The organism is Streptomyces sp. NPDC048331 (assembly GCF_043201215.1).
In the GTDB taxonomy this organism is placed as follows: Bacteria; Actinomycetota; Actinomycetes; order Streptomycetales; family Streptomycetaceae; genus Streptomyces.
Genome location: NZ_JBICYT010000008.1, coordinates 66,024 through 81,031, shown reverse-complemented (window position 1 = coordinate 81,031; position 15,008 = coordinate 66,024). Strand labels below are relative to the sequence as shown.

The 15,008-nt window shown below is 70.0% G+C and carries 15 protein-coding genes; 14 read left to right on the top strand and 1 reads right to left on the bottom strand.

The features are described from left to right. Nucleotides 1-39 precede the first annotated feature (39 nt). From ACGFYY_RS14560 to nusB, 3 genes are read left to right on the top strand one after another with little or no spacing between them, the layout of a single operon-like run. Nucleotides 40-1,146 (top strand): aminopeptidase P family protein, encoded by a 1,107-nt coding sequence (locus tag ACGFYY_RS14560; RefSeq protein ID WP_393709384.1) that lies wholly within the window; start codon nucleotides 40-42, stop codon nucleotides 1,144-1,146. A gap of 59 nt (nucleotides 1,147-1,205) precedes the next feature. After that, on the top strand, nucleotides 1,206-1,772 hold the full coding sequence (gene efp, locus ACGFYY_RS14555; RefSeq protein WP_030706328.1) for an elongation factor P: 567 nt from the start codon (nucleotides 1,206-1,208) through the stop codon (nucleotides 1,770-1,772). A gap of 3 nt (nucleotides 1,773-1,775) precedes the next feature. Next, entirely contained in the window at nucleotides 1,776-2,210 is a 435-nt protein-coding gene (nusB, locus tag ACGFYY_RS14550; protein ID WP_030008756.1) for a transcription antitermination factor NusB, read from the top strand. A 311-nt stretch (nucleotides 2,211-2,521) separates the two neighbouring features. Here the strand turns inward: nusB and bldD are convergent, their stop codons facing one another. Beyond that, nucleotides 2,522-3,022: a transcriptional regulator BldD gene (gene bldD / locus ACGFYY_RS14545; RefSeq protein ID WP_030008755.1), complete on the bottom strand. Its 501-nt coding sequence runs from the start codon at nucleotides 3,020-3,022 to the stop codon at nucleotides 2,522-2,524. A gap of 294 nt (nucleotides 3,023-3,316) precedes the next feature. On the opposite strand from bldD, the gene pyrR reads away from it, so the two are divergent. The 11 genes from pyrR to rpoZ all read left to right on the top strand — a co-directional run bounded on the left by pyrR (nucleotide 3,317) and on the right by rpoZ (nucleotide 14,933). After that, the gene (gene pyrR, locus ACGFYY_RS14540; RefSeq protein ID WP_351154749.1) at nucleotides 3,317-3,892 is read left to right on the top strand and encodes a bifunctional pyr operon transcriptional regulator/uracil phosphoribosyltransferase PyrR; all 576 of its coding nucleotides are present in this window, start codon (nucleotides 3,317-3,319) and stop codon (nucleotides 3,890-3,892) included. 107 nt (nucleotides 3,893-3,999) lie between these two features. Beyond that, nucleotides 4,000-4,980, top strand: a complete 981-nt coding sequence (locus tag ACGFYY_RS14535) for an aspartate carbamoyltransferase catalytic subunit (protein ID WP_351302223.1) — start codon at nucleotides 4,000-4,002, stop codon at nucleotides 4,978-4,980. Nucleotides 4,981-4,982: 2 nt separating this feature from the next. Further along, nucleotides 4,983-6,269 (top strand): dihydroorotase, encoded by a 1,287-nt coding sequence (locus ACGFYY_RS14530; protein WP_393709380.1) that lies wholly within the window; start codon nucleotides 4,983-4,985, stop codon nucleotides 6,267-6,269. After that, on the top strand, nucleotides 6,266-6,847 hold the full coding sequence (locus tag ACGFYY_RS14525; protein ID WP_030008751.1) for a hypothetical protein: 582 nt from the start codon (nucleotides 6,266-6,268) through the stop codon (nucleotides 6,845-6,847). The genes ACGFYY_RS14530 and ACGFYY_RS14525 overlap by 4 nt, the downstream gene beginning before the upstream one ends. Continuing rightward, nucleotides 6,844-7,992 carry a glutamine-hydrolyzing carbamoyl-phosphate synthase small subunit gene (gene carA, locus ACGFYY_RS14520; protein ID WP_393709377.1) on the top strand — a complete coding sequence of 383 codons (1,149 nt, stop codon included), beginning with the start codon at nucleotides 6,844-6,846 and terminating at the stop codon, nucleotides 7,990-7,992. Before ACGFYY_RS14525 ends, carA begins: the two co-directional genes overlap by 4 nt. Further along, nucleotides 7,985-11,293 carry a carbamoyl-phosphate synthase large subunit gene (carB, locus tag ACGFYY_RS14515; protein ID WP_365266262.1) on the top strand — a complete coding sequence of 1,103 codons (3,309 nt, stop codon included), beginning with the start codon at nucleotides 7,985-7,987 and terminating at the stop codon, nucleotides 11,291-11,293. Before carA ends, carB begins: the two co-directional genes overlap by 8 nt. Before the next feature lie 95 nt (nucleotides 11,294-11,388). Continuing rightward, nucleotides 11,389-12,498: a quinone-dependent dihydroorotate dehydrogenase gene (locus ACGFYY_RS14510; protein WP_393709374.1), complete on the top strand. Its 1,110-nt coding sequence runs from the start codon at nucleotides 11,389-11,391 to the stop codon at nucleotides 12,496-12,498. Further along, the gene (pyrF, locus tag ACGFYY_RS14505; RefSeq protein ID WP_393709372.1) at nucleotides 12,495-13,334 is read left to right on the top strand and encodes an orotidine-5'-phosphate decarboxylase; all 840 of its coding nucleotides are present in this window, start codon (nucleotides 12,495-12,497) and stop codon (nucleotides 13,332-13,334) included. The genes ACGFYY_RS14510 and pyrF overlap by 4 nt, the downstream gene beginning before the upstream one ends. Before the next feature lie 304 nt (nucleotides 13,335-13,638). Then, complete coding sequence (locus ACGFYY_RS14500; RefSeq protein WP_030008746.1) at nucleotides 13,639-13,962, top strand: integration host factor; 324 nt, start codon at nucleotides 13,639-13,641, stop codon at nucleotides 13,960-13,962. 61 nt (nucleotides 13,963-14,023) lie between these two features. Then, complete coding sequence (gmk, locus tag ACGFYY_RS14495) at nucleotides 14,024-14,587, top strand: guanylate kinase (protein ID WP_030008745.1); 564 nt, start codon at nucleotides 14,024-14,026, stop codon at nucleotides 14,585-14,587. Nucleotides 14,588-14,660: 73 nt separating this feature from the next. Next, complete coding sequence (gene rpoZ / locus ACGFYY_RS14490) at nucleotides 14,661-14,933, top strand: DNA-directed RNA polymerase subunit omega (protein ID WP_004948662.1); 273 nt, start codon at nucleotides 14,661-14,663, stop codon at nucleotides 14,931-14,933. Nucleotides 14,934-15,008 lie beyond the last annotated feature (75 nt).

The following is a 15,008-nucleotide window of genomic DNA, read 5'->3' as shown; positions in this document are numbered from 1 at the left end:
GCCGGGCCGGATCGGCGGGGCGCTCGTACGCTCGAAGACATGTCAGACGTGTACGCCGTCCGCCGGGACCTGCTTCGCGACCGATGCGCTGCCGCGGGGAACGCCGCCGCACTGATCACGCGTCCGGCGAACGTGCGCTACCTCTCCGGGGCGTCCCCGATCGGCGCGGTGCTGCTCGTCGGCCCTGCCGAGGACATGCTCTTCTGCGCCGCGCCGCCCACCGGCGAGGCCGACGAGGGCCGCCTCGACGAACACCTGAACGCCGCCGTCCTGGGCAGCCCCGGCGGGGACCCGGCCGTCGCGGCCGCCGATCTGACCGCCTCGCTACGGGCCGACTCGCTCGCGGTGGAGGAACACCACCTCACCGTCGCCAGGCACCGGGCCCTGCGCTCCGTCGCGCCCAAACTGCGTCTCGCCGACCTCGGCACGGCCGTGGAGCAGCAGCGCCTCGTCAAGGACGAGGAGGAGATCGCCTGCCTGCGGATCGCCGCCGAGATCGCCGACCAGGCCCTCGGCGAGCTGCTGGAGTCGATCCTCGTCGGGCGCACCGAACGCCACCTGGCTCTGGAGCTGGAGCGCCGGCTCGTCGACCACGGGGCGGACGGCCCGGCCTTCCCGACCTCCGTCGGCACCGGCCCGCACTCCGGCCGCTCCCGGCACCGGCCCTCCGACCGCAGGGTGGAGGAGGGTGACTTCCTCACGGTCTGCCTGGGCGCCAACTACCGCGGCTACCGGTGCGAGATCGGCCGGACCTTCGTGATCGGCACCAGCCCGGCCGACTGGCAGATCGAGCTGTACGACCTCGTGTTCACCGCCCAGCGGGCCGGGCGTGAGGCCCTGCTGCCCGGGGCCGCGTACCGGGACGTGGACCACGCCGCGCGTTCCGTCCTGGACTCCGCGGGCCACTCGGAAGCCCTCGCTCCGTGGACCGGACACGGTGTGGGCCTCGAAATCGACGAGGACCCGCAGCTTGCACCTACGGCAATGGGTAAACTGGACGCTTGCGTGCCGGTCACCGTCGAACCGGGGGTTCACCTCCCGGGCCGGGGAGGTGTCCGGATCGATGACACGCTCGTCGTGCGCCCCGAGGCGGACGGCGGTCCCGAGCTACTCACCATTACGACCAAGGAACTGCTCGCGCTCTAGCCGGCTCCGCCGGGCTGTGCGCGCGCCCGTGGTCTTCCAGTGCAGGAGATTCCGCAACCGTGGCTTCCACGAACGACCTCAAGAACGGCATGGTGCTGAAGCTCGACGGGGGCCAGCTCTGGTCCGTCGTCGAGTTCCAGCACGTCAAGCCCGGCAAGGGCCCGGCCTTCGTGCGCACCAAGCTCAAGAACGTGCTGTCGGGCAAGGTCGTCGACAAGACCTTCAACGCCGGCGTCAAGGTCGACACGGCCACCATCGACCGCCGCGACATGCAGTTCTCGTACATGGACGGCGACTACTTCGTCTTCATGGACATGGACACCTACGACCAGCTCATGGTCGACCGCAAGGCCGTCGGTGACGCCGCCAACTTCCTGATCGAGGGCTTCACCGCCTCCGTCGCCCAGCACGAGGGCGAGGTGCTCTACGTCGAGCTCCCGGCCGCGGTCGAGCTCAAGATCCAGCACACCGACCCGGGCGTCCAGGGCGACCGCTCCACCGGTGGCACCAAGCCCGCCACCCTGGAGACCGGCTACGAGATCCAGGTCCCGCTCTTCATCACCACGGGCGAGACGGTCAAGGTCGACACCCGCACCAGCGACTACCTCGGCCGGAAGAGCAACTAACCCGTGGCTGCTCGGAGCAATGCGCGCAAGCGCGCCTTCCAGATCCTTTTCGAGGCCGACCAGCGCGGCGTGCCCGTGCGCGAGGTCCTCGCGGACTGGATCCGCCACGCGCGGTCGGACGACCGGCAGCCGCCGGTCAGCGCCTTCACGATGGATCTCGTCGAGGGTTACGCCGACAAGGTGAACCGCATCGACGATCTGATCATCACCTACGCCGTGGACTGGGACCTCGACCGCATGCCGGTCGCGGACCGGAACATCCTGCGGCTCGGTGCCTACGAGCTGATCTGGGTGGACGACACCCCGGACGCCGTGGCCATCGACGAGGCCGTCCAGCTGGCCAAGGAGTTCTCGACGGACGAGTCCCCCTCGTTCGTGAACGGGCTGCTGGCCCGCTTCAAGGACCTGAAGCCGAGCCTGCGGCGCAGCGAGAGCTGACCGCACGGCCCAGCGCCGGCACCGCCATACGGAAGGGCCCGCGACGTACGCGTCGCGGGCCCTTCCGTATGGCGCGGCCGCGGGGGAGCGCGGCGCGGGGTCGGGGTGCCGGGTCGGAGAACGAAAAAACCGGCGGGGGGGGGGGGGGCCCCCCGGGCGGGGGGCGGCCCCCCCCCCGCGGGGGGGGGGGGGGGGGGGGGCGGCGGGGGCGGCCCGCGCCCCCCCCCCCCCCCCCCCCCCCCCCGCCCCCCCCCCCCCCCCCCCCCCCCCCCCCCGCCGGTAAACGTTTCTGCTGGTCCGAAGCCCGAGGCTCAGAGTTCCTCGTGCGCCACCGCGCGACGCGCGTCCGCGTCCAGCACGCCCCAGCTGATCAGCTGCTCGGTCAGGACCGAGGGGGACTGGTCGTAGATGACGGCCAGGGTGCGCAGGTCGTCCTGGCGGATCGACAGCACCTTGCCGTTGTAGTCGCCACGCTGGCTCTGGATCGTCGCCGCGTAACGCTGCAGCGGGCCCGCCTTCTCGGCCGGGACGCCCGCCAGGCGCTCCAGATCGAGACGAAGCTTCGGCGGCGGCTCGGCAGCCCCGCCGGGAGTCGTACCCGGCAGCAGCTCCTGCACCGGAACCCCGTAGAAGTCCGCCAGCTCGGCGAGACGCTGGACGGTCACGGCGCGGTCCCCGCGCTCGTACGAACCGACCACCACGGCCTTCCACCGACCCTGGGACTTCTCCTCGACACCGTGGAGGGAAAGGCCCTGCTGGGTGCGGATCGCGCGGAGCTTGGCCCCGAGCTGTTTGGCGTATTCGCTGGACATAACGCTCCCGGACGCTGTGACGCTGTGACTGGTGGACACTGCGACTACGTAACTACGTACCTACGTGCGGCTCCGCCGCGCGGCTGGTAACTCACTGTGAGGTTACGCAGCGTTACTTGGATGCGTCAAGCCGAATGGTCTTCGTCGCCCCCCTGGGGGTCGTCACAGGAGCCCTCTGAGAGCCCTTCCGTACCGGCCCGGTCCGAGTCACCGGCCTCACCCTGGTACCGTGTGAGGCGTACATCAGACGTCCTTTAAGGTCCGTCCCGTGAGGCGGAGAAGGAGGTCCTTTTCATGGACACCCAGCAGAACACCGATTCCATGCGCCCCGTTCTCGAAGCGCAGGACATCGCGCGGGTCCTGACCCGCATCGCCCACGAGATCGTCGAACGCGCCAAGGGCGCCGATGACGTGGTGCTCCTCGGCATTCCCACCCGCGGTGTCCACCTCGCCCGCCGGCTGGCCGCCAAGCTCGAAGAGATCACCGGTACGAAGATCCCGGTCGGCTCCCTCGACATCACCATGTACCGCGACGACCTGCGGATGAAGCCCGCCCGTGCGATCGGTCGCACCGAGATCCCCGGTGACGACCTCGACGGCCGGCTGGTCGTCCTCGTCGACGACGTGCTCTTCTCCGGCCGCACCATCCGCGCCGCCCTGGACGCCCTCGGCGACCTCGGCCGCCCCCGCGCCGTGCAGCTCGCGGTCCTCGTCGACAGAGGCCACCGCGAACTGCCGATCCGCGCCGATTACGTCGGCAAGAACCTCCCCACCTCGCTGCGGGAGACCGTCAAGGTCCAGCTCCAGGAGGAGGACGGCCGTGACGCCGTGCTGCTCGGCCAGCGGACCGCCCAGGCAGCAGGTCAGTAGACCGTCCGAGTGACGGGCCCCGACCGGGCCCGCGCCGCGGCCTGCCCTGCCCGCTCGCACCTCTGCCCGTCAGTCCGCCTGCCCTCCCGACCTACGGAGCCATCCAGATGAAGCGCCACCTCATCTCGGCCGCCGACCTCACGCGCGACGACGCCGTCCTGATCCTCGACACCGCCGAGGAGATGGCCCGCGTCGCGGACCGGCCGATCAAGAAGCTGCCCACCCTGCGCGGCCTCACCGTCGTCAACCTCTTCTTCGAGGACTCGACCCGCACCCGGATCTCCTTCGAAGCGGCCGCCAAGCGGCTCTCGGCCGACGTCATCAACTTCTCCGCCAAGGGCTCGTCCGTTTCCAAGGGCGAATCCCTGAAGGACACCGCACTGACCCTGGAGGCCATGGGCGCCGACGCGGTCGTCATCCGCCACCACGCCTCCGGCGCCCCCTACCGGCTCGCGACCTCCGGCTGGATCGACTCCGCCGTCGTCAACGCCGGCGACGGCACCCACGAGCACCCCACCCAGGCCCTGCTGGACGCCTTCACCATGCGCCGCCGCCTGGTCGGCCGCGACGCCGGCCTCGGCAAGGACCTGAACGGCCGCCGGATCACCATCGTCGGCGACGTCCTGCACAGCCGCGTGGCCCGCTCCAACGTCCACCTGCTGCACACCCTCGGCGCCGAGGTCACCCTGGTGGCCCCGCCCACGCTCGTCCCGATCGGCGTGGAGACCTGGCCGTGCGAGGTCTCCTACAGCCTCGACGACGTGCTGCCGAAGTCCGATGCGGTGATGATGCTGCGTGTGCAGCGCGAACGCATGAACGCGGCCTTCTTCCCGACCGAGCGCGAGTACTCCCGCCGGTACGGGCTCGACGGCGACCGCATGGCGAAGATGCCCGAGCACGCCATCGTGATGCACCCCGGCCCGATGAACCGCGGCATGGAGATCACCGCCCAGGTCGCCGACTCCGACCGCTGCACGGCCGTCGAGCAGGTCGCCAACGGCGTCTCCACCCGCATGGCCGTCCTGTACCTGCTGCTCGGAGGCTCCGAGCCCGCCGTCACCACCGCCCGTACCGAGGAGAGCAAGTAACCATGAGCAAGATCCTTATCCGTGGCGCGAAGGTACTCGGCGGCGAGGCGCAGGACGTCCTGATCGACGGCGAGACCATCGCCGAGGTCGGCCAGAACCTCTCCGCCGAGGGCGCGACCGTCATCGAGGCCGAGGGCCAGGTACTCCTCCCCGGCCTCGTCGACCTGCACACCCACCTGCGCGAGCCCGGCCGCGAGGACTCCGAGACCGTCCTCACCGGCACCCGCGCCGCCGCCGCCGGTGGCTACACCGCCGTGTTCGCCATGGCGAACACCTTCCCGGTCGCCGACACCGCCGGCGTCGTCGAGCAGGTCTGGCGCCTGGGCAAGGAGTCCGGCTACTGCGACGTGCAGCCCATCGGCGCCGTCACCGTCGGCCTGGAGGGCAAGCAGCTCTCCGAGCTGGGCGCCATGCACGAGTCCGCCGCCCGGGTCACCGTCTTCTCCGACGACGGCAAGTGCGTCGACGACGCCGTGATCATGCGCCGCGCCCTGGAGTACGTGAAGGCCTTCGGCGGCGTCGTCGCCCAGCACGCCCAGGAGCCCCGCCTCACCGAGGGCGCCCAGATGAACGAGGGCGTCGTCTCCGCCGAACTCGGTCTCGGCGGCTGGCCGGCCGTCGCCGAGGAGTCGATCATCGCCCGCGACGTCCTGCTCGCCGAGCACGTCGGCTCCCGCGTCCACATCTGCCACCTCTCCACCGCCGGCTCCGTCGAGATCGTCCGCTGGGCCAAGTCCCGCGGCATCGACGTCACCGCCGAGGTCACCCCGCACCACCTCCTCCTCACCGAGGAGCTCGTGCGCTCGTACAACGCGGTCTACAAGGTCAACCCGCCGCTGCGCACCGAGCGCGACGTGCTGGCCCTGCGCGAGGCGCTCGCCGACGGCACGATCGACATCGTCGCCACCGACCACGCCCCGCACCCGCACGAGGACAAGGACTGCGAGTGGGCCGCCGCCGCCATGGGCATGGTCGGCCTGGAGACCGCGCTCTCCGTCGTCCAGCAGACGATGGTCGAGACCGGACTGCTCGACTGGGCGGGCGTCGCCGAGCGGATGTCCTTCGCCCCGGCGCGCATCGGCGGCCTGGAGAACCACGGCCGCCCCGTCTCGGCAGGTGAACCCGCGAACCTGACCTTGGTCGAGACCTCGTACCGTGGTGCCGTGGACCCCGCACACTTCGCCTCCCGCAGCCGCAACACGCCTTACGAGGGCCGTGAGCTGCCGGGGCGCGTCACTCATACCTTCCTGCGGGGCCGGGCAACGGTCGTGGACGGGAAACTGGCGTGACACCTGCAGTAATCCAACTGGCCGCCGAGGCCGCCGAACGACAGTCGGCGGAGGTGACCAGCTTCGGTGCCCGCATGGCGTGGGTGATCGGCCTGGCCGTCTTCGTCGCGTTCGTCTACTGGCTGATGCGGCAGGGCTGGAAATGGCGCGGCGCTCTGCAGAACGATCTGCCGGAGTTGCCCGCCGCACCCGACGGTCTTCCCGAGCACCGGCTGGCCCTGACCGGCCGGTACCACGGGTCCACCACCGCCGGACAGTGGCTCGACCGGATCGTCGCCCACGGTCTGGGCCTGCGCAGCCGGGTCGAGCTCACGCTCACCGACGCGGGCCTCGACGTGGTCCGACCGGGGGCCAACGACTTCTTCGTACCGGCCGCGCAACTGCGCGGCGCCCGCCTCGACAAGGGAATCGCGGGCAAGGTACTCACCGAGGGCGGTCTGCTCGTCGTCACCTGGGCGCACGGCGACAAGCTGATCGACTCCGGATTCCGCTCCGACCGCGCGGCCGAACACGCCGCATGGGTCGAAGCCATCAACCTCATGAACTCATCCATCACGACGGAAGGCGCCGAACGATGACGACCTCCACCAGGGGAGCAGCCAAAGCTCCCGCCGTACTCGTCCTGGAGGACGGTCGGATCTTCCGCGGCCGCGCCTACGGCGCTGTGGGGGAGACCTTCGGCGAGGCCGTGTTCTCCACCGGAATGACCGGCTACCAGGAGACCCTCACCGACCCGTCGTACCACCGGCAGGTCGTCGTGATGACCGCCCCCCACGTGGGCAACACCGGCGTCAACGACGAGGACCCCGAGTCCTCCCGCATCTGGGTGGCCGGCTACGTCGTACGCGACCCCGCCCGCGTCTCCTCGAACTGGCGCGCGCAGCGCTCGCTGGACGAGGAACTCGTCAAGCAGGGCGTCGTCGGCATCTCCGGCATCGACACCCGCGCCCTCACCCGCCACCTGCGCGAACGCGGCGCCATGCGCGTCGGCATCTTCTCGGGCGAGGCCTGGGTCGGCATCCGCGACGAGGCCCTGATCGCCAAGGTCACCTCGCAGCCGCAGATGAAGGGCGCGAACCTCTCCGCCGAGGTCGCCACCAAGGAGACGTACGTCGTCCCCGCCATCGGTGAGAAGAAGTTCACCGTGGCCGCGGTCGACCTCGGCATCAAGGGCATGACCCCGCACCGGATGGCCGAGCGCGGCATCGAGGTCCACGTGCTGCCCGCCACCGCCACCGTCGAGGACGTCTACGCGGTGAACCCGGACGGCGTCTTCTTCTCCAACGGCCCGGGCGACCCGGCCACCGCCGACGGCCCCGTCGCCGTCATGCAGGGCGTGCTGGAGCGCAAGACCCCGCTCTTCGGCATCTGCTTCGGCAACCAGATCCTCGGCCGCGCCCTCGGCTTCGGCACCTACAAGCTGAAGTACGGCCACCGCGGCATCAACCAGCCGGTCCAGGACCGCACCACCGGCAAGGTCGAGGTCACCGCGCACAACCACGGCTTCGCCGTCGACGCGCCCCTCGACAAGGTCTCCGAGACCGCCTACGGCCGCGCCGAGGTCTCCCACGTCTGCCTGAACGACAACGTGGTCGAAGGCCTCCAGCTGCTCGACCAGCCGGCCTTCAGCGTCCAGTACCACCCCGAGGCCGCCGCCGGCCCGCACGACGCCGCGTACCTCTTCGACCGCTTCGTATCCCTGATGGAGGCCGAGCGTGCCTAAGCGCACCGATATCCAGTCCGTCCTGGTCATCGGCTCCGGCCCGATCGTCATCGGACAGGCCGCCGAGTTCGACTACTCCGGCACCCAGGCCTGCCGCATCCTCAAGGCCGAGGGCCTGCGGGTCATCCTGGTCAACTCCAACCCCGCGACGATCATGACCGACCCGGAGATCGCCGACGCCACGTACGTCGAGCCGATCACCCCCGAGTTCGTCGAGAAGATCATCGCCAAGGAGCGCCCCGACGCCCTCCTGCCGACCCTCGGCGGCCAGACCGCGCTCAACACCGCGATCTCCATGCACGAGCAGGGTGTGCTGGAGAAGTACGGCGTCGAGCTCATCGGCGCCAACGTCGAAGCCATCAACAAGGGCGAGGACCGCGACCTCTTCAAGGGCGTCGTCGAGGCCGTCAACGCCAAGATCGGCCACGGCGAGTCCGCCCGCTCGGTCATCTGCCACTCGATGGACGACGTCCTCGCCGGTGTCGAGACCCTCGGCGGCTACCCCGTCGTCGTGCGCCCCTCCTTCACCATGGGCGGCGCCGGCTCCGGCTTCGCCCACGACGAGGACGAGCTGCGCCGCATCGCCGGCCAGGGCCTCACGCTCTCCCCGACCACCGAGGTGCTCCTGGAGGAGTCCATCCTCGGCTGGAAGGAGTACGAGCTGGAGCTGATGCGCGACACCAAGGACAACGTCGTCGTCGTCTGCTCCATCGAGAACTTCGACCCGATGGGCGTCCACACCGGTGACTCGATCACTGTCGCCCCGGCGATGACGCTCACCGACCGCGAGTACCAGCGACTGCGCGACATCGGCATCGCGATCATCCGCGAGGTCGGCGTCGACACCGGCGGCTGCAACATCCAGTTCGCCATCGACCCCGTCGACGGCCGCGTCATCGTCATCGAGATGAACCCGCGCGTCTCGCGCTCCTCGGCGCTCGCGTCGAAGGCCACCGGCTTCCCGATCGCCAAGATCGCCGCCAAGCTGGCCATCGGCTACACGCTCGACGAGGTCCCCAACGACATCACCGAGAAGACCCCGGCCTCCTTCGAGCCCTCCCTCGACTACGTCGTCGTCAAGGCCCCGCGCTTCGCCTTCGAGAAGTTCCCGCTGGCCGACGCCACCCTCACCACCACCATGAAGTCGGTCGGCGAGGCCATGGCCATCGGCCGTAACTTCACCGAGGCCCTCCAGAAGGCCCTGCGCTCCCTGGAGAAGAAGGGCTCGCAGTTCACCTTCGTCGGCCCCACCGGCGACAAGGACGAGCTCCTCGCCACCGCGGTCCGCCCGACCGACGGCCGCATCAACACCGTCATGCAGGCCATCCGCGCCGGCGCCACCCAGGAAGAGGTCTTCGAGTTCACGAAGATCGACCCCTGGTTCGTCGACCAGCTCTTCCTCATCAAGGAGATCGCGGACGAGCTCGCCGCCGCCGAGAAGCTCCAGCCCGAGCTCCTCGCCGAGGCCAAGCGTCACGGCTTCTCCGACGCCCAGATCGCCGAGATCCGAGGCCTGCGCGAGGACGTCGTCCGCGAGGTCCGCCACGCGCTCGGGGTCCGCCCGGTCTACAAGACGGTCGACACCTGCGCCGCCGAGTTCGCCGCGAAGACCCCGTACTTCTACTCCTCGTACGACGAGGAGTCCGAGGTCGCGCCCCGCACCAAGCCCGCGGTGATCATCCTGGGCTCCGGCCCGAACCGCATCGGTCAGGGCATCGAGTTCGACTACTCCTGCGTCCACGCCTCCTTCGCCCTCAGCGACGCCGGCTACGAGACCGTGATGGTCAACTGCAACCCGGAGACCGTCTCCACCGACTACGACACCTCCGACCGCCTGTACTTCGAGCCGCTGACGCTCGAGGACGTGCTGGAGATCGTCCACGCGGAGTCGCTGGCCGGCCCCATCGCCGGTGTCGTCGTCCAGCTCGGCGGCCAGACCCCCCTCGGTCTCGCCCAGGCCCTCAAGGACAACGGCGTCCCCGTCGTCGGCACCCCGCCGGAGGCCATCCACGCCGCCGAGGACCGCGGCGCCTTCGGCCAGGTCCTCGCCGACGCCGGCCTACCGGCCCCCAAGCACGGCACCGCCACCACCTTCGCGGGTGCGAAGGCGATCGCCGACGAGATCGGCTACCCGGTCCTCGTCCGCCCGTCCTACGTGCTCGGCGGCCGCGGCATGGAGATCGTCTACGACGAGGCCCGCCTCGAGTCGTACATCGCCGAGTCCACCGAGATCTCCCCGACCCGCCCCGTGCTGGTCGACCGCTTCCTCGACGACGCGATCGAGATCGACGTGGACGCCCTCTACGACGGCCACGAGCTCTACCTCGGCGGCGTCATGGAGCACATCGAGGAAGCCGGCATCCACTCCGGCGACTCGGCCTGCGCCCTGCCCCCGATCACCCTCGGCGGCTACGACATCAAGCGCCTGCGCGCCTCCACCGAGGCCATCGCCAAGGGCGTCGGCGTCCGCGGCCTGATCAACATCCAGTTCGCCATGGCCGGGGACATCCTCTACGTCCTGGAGGCCAACCCGCGCGCCTCCCGGACCGTCCCCTTCACCTCGAAGGCGACCGCCGTCCCGCTCGCGAAGGCCGCCGCCCGCATCTCGCTCGGCACCACCATCGCCGAGCTGCGCGCCGAGGGCCTGCTGCCGAAGACCGGCGACGGCGGCACCCTGCCGATCGACGCGCCGATCTCCGTCAAGGAGGCCGTCATGCCGTGGTCGCGCTTCCGCGACATCCACGGCCGCGGCGTGGACACCGTCCTCGGCCCGGAGATGCGCTCCACCGGCGAGGTCATGGGCATCGACGCCGTCTTCGGCACCGCCTACGCCAAGTCGCAGGCCGGCGCCTACGGCCCGCTGCCCACCAAGGGCCGCGCGTTCATCTCCGTCGCCAACCGCGACAAGCGCTCGATGATCTTCCCGGCGCGCGAGCTCGTCGCCCACGGCTTCGAGCTGATGGCCACCTCCGGCACCGCCGAGGTGCTGCGCCGCAACGGCATCAACGCCACCGTGGTGCGCAAGCTCAGCGAGGGCGAGGGCCCGAACGGCGAGAAGACCATCGTCCAGCTGATCCACGACGGCCAGGTCGACCTGATCGTCAACACCCCGTACGGCACCGGCGGCCGCCTCGACGGCTACGAGATCCGCACGGCGGCCGTGGCCCGCAGCGTCCCCTGCCTGACCACGGTCCAGGCGCTCGCCGCCGCCGTCCAGGGCATCGACGCGCTCAACCGCGGCGACGTGGGCGTCCGCTCCCTCCAGGAGCACGCGGAACACCTGACCGCGGCCCGCGACTGACGCAGGCCCGCACAGCCGGCACGGACACGGGGAGGGGGACACCGGTTTCACGACGGGTGTCCCCCTCTTCACGAGCGCAGAGGGATTTTCCGACGATGTACAAAACCTTCTTCAACCTGGTCTTCAAGCGGATGGACCCGGAGCAGGCCCACTACCTGGCCTTCCGCTGGATCCGCCGCGCCGCCCGCACCCCCGTGCTGCGCACCTTCGTGGCGGCCGCCCTGGCCCCGCGCTACGAGGAGCTGCGCACCGAGGCCCTCGGCCTGCGCATGCACGGCCCCTTCGGCCTCGCCGCGGGTTTCGACAAGAACGCCGTCGCCATCGACGGCATGTCGATGCTCGGCTTCGATCACGTCGAGATCGGCACGGTCACCGCCGAGGCGCAGCCCGGCAACCCCAAGAAGCGGCTCTTCCGCCTCGTGCCGGACCGCGCGCTGATCAACCGGATGGGCTTCAACAACGAGGGCTCGGCGGCCGTCGCGGCCCGCCTGGCGGCCCGTGAGGCGGTCTTCCGGACCGTCGTGGGCGTCAACATCGGCAAGACCAAGGTCGTGCCCGAGGAGGAGGCCGTGGGCGACTACGTGACCTCCACCGAGCGCCTGGCCCGGCACGCCGACTACCTCGTCGTGAACGTCTCCTCCCCGAACACCCCCGGCCTGCGCAACCTCCAGGCCACCGAGTCGCTGCGCCCGCTGCTGACGGCCGTCCGCGAGGCCGCCGACCGCATGGTGACCGACCGCCGGGTGCCGCTGCTGGTCAAGATCGCACCCGACCTGGCGGACGAGGACGTCGACGCGGTCGCCGACCTGGCTCTGGAGCTGGGCCTGGACGGCATCATCGCGACGAACACCACCATCGCCCGCGAGGGGCTCGGCCTGAAGTCCTCCCCGTCCCTGGTGAAGGAGACCGGAGGGCTCTCCGGCGCCCCCGTCAAGGAGCGCTCCCTGGAGGTCCTGCGCCGCCTGTACGCCCGTGTGGGGGACCGTCTGGTGCTGGTCGGAGTCGGCGGCATCGAGAACGCCGAGGACGCCTGGCAGCGGATCCTGGCCGGTGCCACGCTGATCCAGGGCTACAGCGCCTTCATCTACGAGGGCCCGTTCTACGCCCGCGCCATCCACAAGGGCCTCGCCGCGCGCCTGGCCACCAGCCCGTACGCGACGCTCGCCGACGCGGTGGGCGCCGAGACCCGAAAGGCCTCCAAGTGACTGTGACCCCGTTCGGCACCCGCCTGCGCGCGGCGATGGACTCCCGGGGCCCGCTGTGCGTGGGCATCGACCCGCACGCCGCCCTGCTGGCCCAGTGGGGCCTGGAGGACGACATCGCGGGCCTGGAGCGGTTCTCCCGTACGGTCGTCGAGGCGCTCGCCGAGTCGGTGGCGGTCTTCAAGCCGCAGGCGGCCTTCTTCGAGCGGTTCGGCTCCAAGGGCGTCGCGGTCCTGGAGCGGACGGTGGCGGACGCCCGGGCGGCCGGGACCCTGGTGGTCATGGACGCCAAGCGCGGCGACATCGGCTCGACCATGGCGGCGTACGCCTCGGCCTTCCTGGATCCGGCCTCGCCGCTGTTCTCGGACGCGCTGACGGTCTCCCCGTACCTGGGTTACGGCTCGCTGAAGCCGGCCGTGGACCTGGCCCGGGAGTCGGGCGCCGGCCTGTTCGTCCTGGCGCTGACCTCGAACCCGGAGGGCGCCGAGGTGCAGCGGGCGGTCCGCGAGGACGGCCGGACGATCGGCGCGACGATGCTGGCGCACCTGGCGGCGGAGAACGCGGACGCCGTCCCCATGGGCTCCTTCGGCGCGGTGGTCGGTGCCACGCTGGGCGATCTGTCCTCCTTCGACCTGGACATCAACGGGCCGCTGCTGGCTCCCGGCATCGGCGCGCAGGGCGCGACGGCGGCGGACCTGCCGGGCGTGTTCGGCAAGGCCGTGCGCAACGTCGTCCCGAACGTCTCGCGAGGGGTGCTGAAGCACGGTCCGGACGTGAACGCCCTGCGCGACTCGGCGCGGCGCTTCGCCGACGAGATCCACGAGGCCGTCACCGCGTAATCGGTCACCCGGAGAGGCCGGCCGCATCGTCGCGGGGCCGGCCTCTCGCGCTTCTTGGCGAAACTCGAACGCTCTTCATCGGACAAAACAGGGGTATTTTGTCCGTGATGTACGGTTCAGTGGAGGCTGACCAGGACTTTTCGTCCGTTCTCGCTGACTGGAGCGGTGTTGGCCGCTAGTCTCCGACCAGAGTGAACGTGCAGCGAACGAGTTCCATCGCTGTTCGGGAGCTCGCGAGGTGTGTTGCCTTCAGGGTTACCCACCGGTCCGTATCCGACAGTTCGACATCCGAGGTGACGTAGGCGTGGCTCTTCCGCCCCTTACCCCTGAACAGCGCGCAGCCGCGCTCGAAAAGGCCGCCGCGGCTCGCCGGGAGCGGGCCGAGGTCAAGAATCGACTCAAGCACTCCGGTGCCTCGCTCCAAGAGGTGATCAAGACCGGCCAGGAGAACGACGTCATCGGCAAGATGAAGGTCTCCGCCCTGCTGGAGTCTCTGCCCGGCGTGGGCAAGGTGCGCGCCAAGCAGATCATGGAGCGTCTCGGCATCTCCGAGTCCCGGCGTGTCCGAGGTCTCGGTTCCAACCAGATCGCCTCTCTGGAGCGTGAGTTCGGCAGCACCGGCGCCTGAGGCGTCGACTGAAGTTCTCCCGGCGTTCTCAGGCAGTCCCGAGAAGCTGGATAATCGCTCTATGGCAGCAGAGGTTCGTCCGCGGCTGACCGTGCTCTCCGGCCCTTCAGGGGTCGGCAAGAGCACGGTCGTCGCGCATATGCGCAAGGTTCACCCCGAGGTATGGCTCTCGGTGTCGGCCACCACCCGCAAGCCGCGGCCCGGTGAGCGACACGGAGTCCACTACTTCTTCGTCAATGACGACGAGTTCGACAAGCTGATCGCCAACGGCGAGCTGCTGGAGTGGGCCGAGTTCGCGGGCAACCGCTACGGCACACCCCGCGGCGCGGTGCTGGAACGCCTGGACAACGGCGAGCCGGTACTGCTGGAGATCGATCTCCAGGGCGCACGACTCGTCCGCGAGTCCAAGCCCGACGCCCAGCTGGTGTTCCTGGCACCGCCGAGCTGGGACGAGCTGGTCCGCCGGCTGACCGGTCGGGGCACCGAATCGGCGGAGGTCATCGAGCGCCGGCTCGCCGCCGCCAAGATCGAGCTCGCTGCCGAATCCGAGTTCGACACCACCCTGGTCAACACCTCCGTCGAGGACGTAGCCCGTGAGCTGCTAGCCTTGATGGCAGTTGTCTGATCGTTGATCGATGTTCTTCATTCGGTCGATTCCAGGACGGCCCAATCTTTCACCCATCTTCGGAAGGTAGAGCGTGTCCTCTTCCATCACCGCGCCCGAGGGCATCATCAACCCGCCGATCGACGAGCTGCTCGAGGCCACGGACTCGAAGTACAGCCTCGTGATCTACGCGGCCAAGCGCGCGCGTCAGATCAACGCGTACTACTCGCAGCTCGGTGAGGGCCTGCTCGAGTACGTCGGTCCGCTGGTGGACACCCACGTCCACGAGAAGCCGCTTTCGATCGCGCTGCGCGAGATCAACGCTGGTCTGCTGACCTCCGAGGCCATCGAGGCCCCGGCCCAGTAAGACACCAGAAGCCCTTTCACCACAGGCCCGGCAGAACATCTGCCGGGCCTGTGGTGTGTCATGGGTGGGTACGAC

What these genes read in the sequence shown, in the direction of transcription:
- ACGFYY_RS14530 (WP_393709380.1), top strand. Translation starts at nt 4,983, where the DNA reads ATGAGCAAGATCCTTATCCGTGGCGCGAAGGTACTCGGCGGCGAGGCG.
- pyrR (WP_351154749.1), top strand. Translation starts at nt 3,317, where the DNA reads ATGGACACCCAGCAGAACACCGATTCCATGCGCCCCGTTCTCGAAGCG.
- ACGFYY_RS14510 (WP_393709374.1), top strand. Translation starts at nt 11,389, where the DNA reads ATGTACAAAACCTTCTTCAACCTGGTCTTCAAGCGGATGGACCCGGAG.
- carA (WP_393709377.1), top strand. Translation starts at nt 6,844, where the DNA reads ATGACGACCTCCACCAGGGGAGCAGCCAAAGCTCCCGCCGTACTCGTC.
- ACGFYY_RS14560 (WP_393709384.1), top strand. Translation starts at nt 40, where the DNA reads ATGTCAGACGTGTACGCCGTCCGCCGGGACCTGCTTCGCGACCGATGC.
- ACGFYY_RS14535 (WP_351302223.1), top strand. Translation starts at nt 4,000, where the DNA reads ATGAAGCGCCACCTCATCTCGGCCGCCGACCTCACGCGCGACGACGCC.
- gmk (WP_030008745.1), top strand. Translation starts at nt 14,024, where the DNA reads ATGGCAGCAGAGGTTCGTCCGCGGCTGACCGTGCTCTCCGGCCCTTCA.
- bldD (WP_030008755.1), bottom strand. Translation starts at nt 3,022, where the DNA reads ATGTCCAGCGAATACGCCAAACAGCTCGGGGCCAAGCTCCGCGCGATC.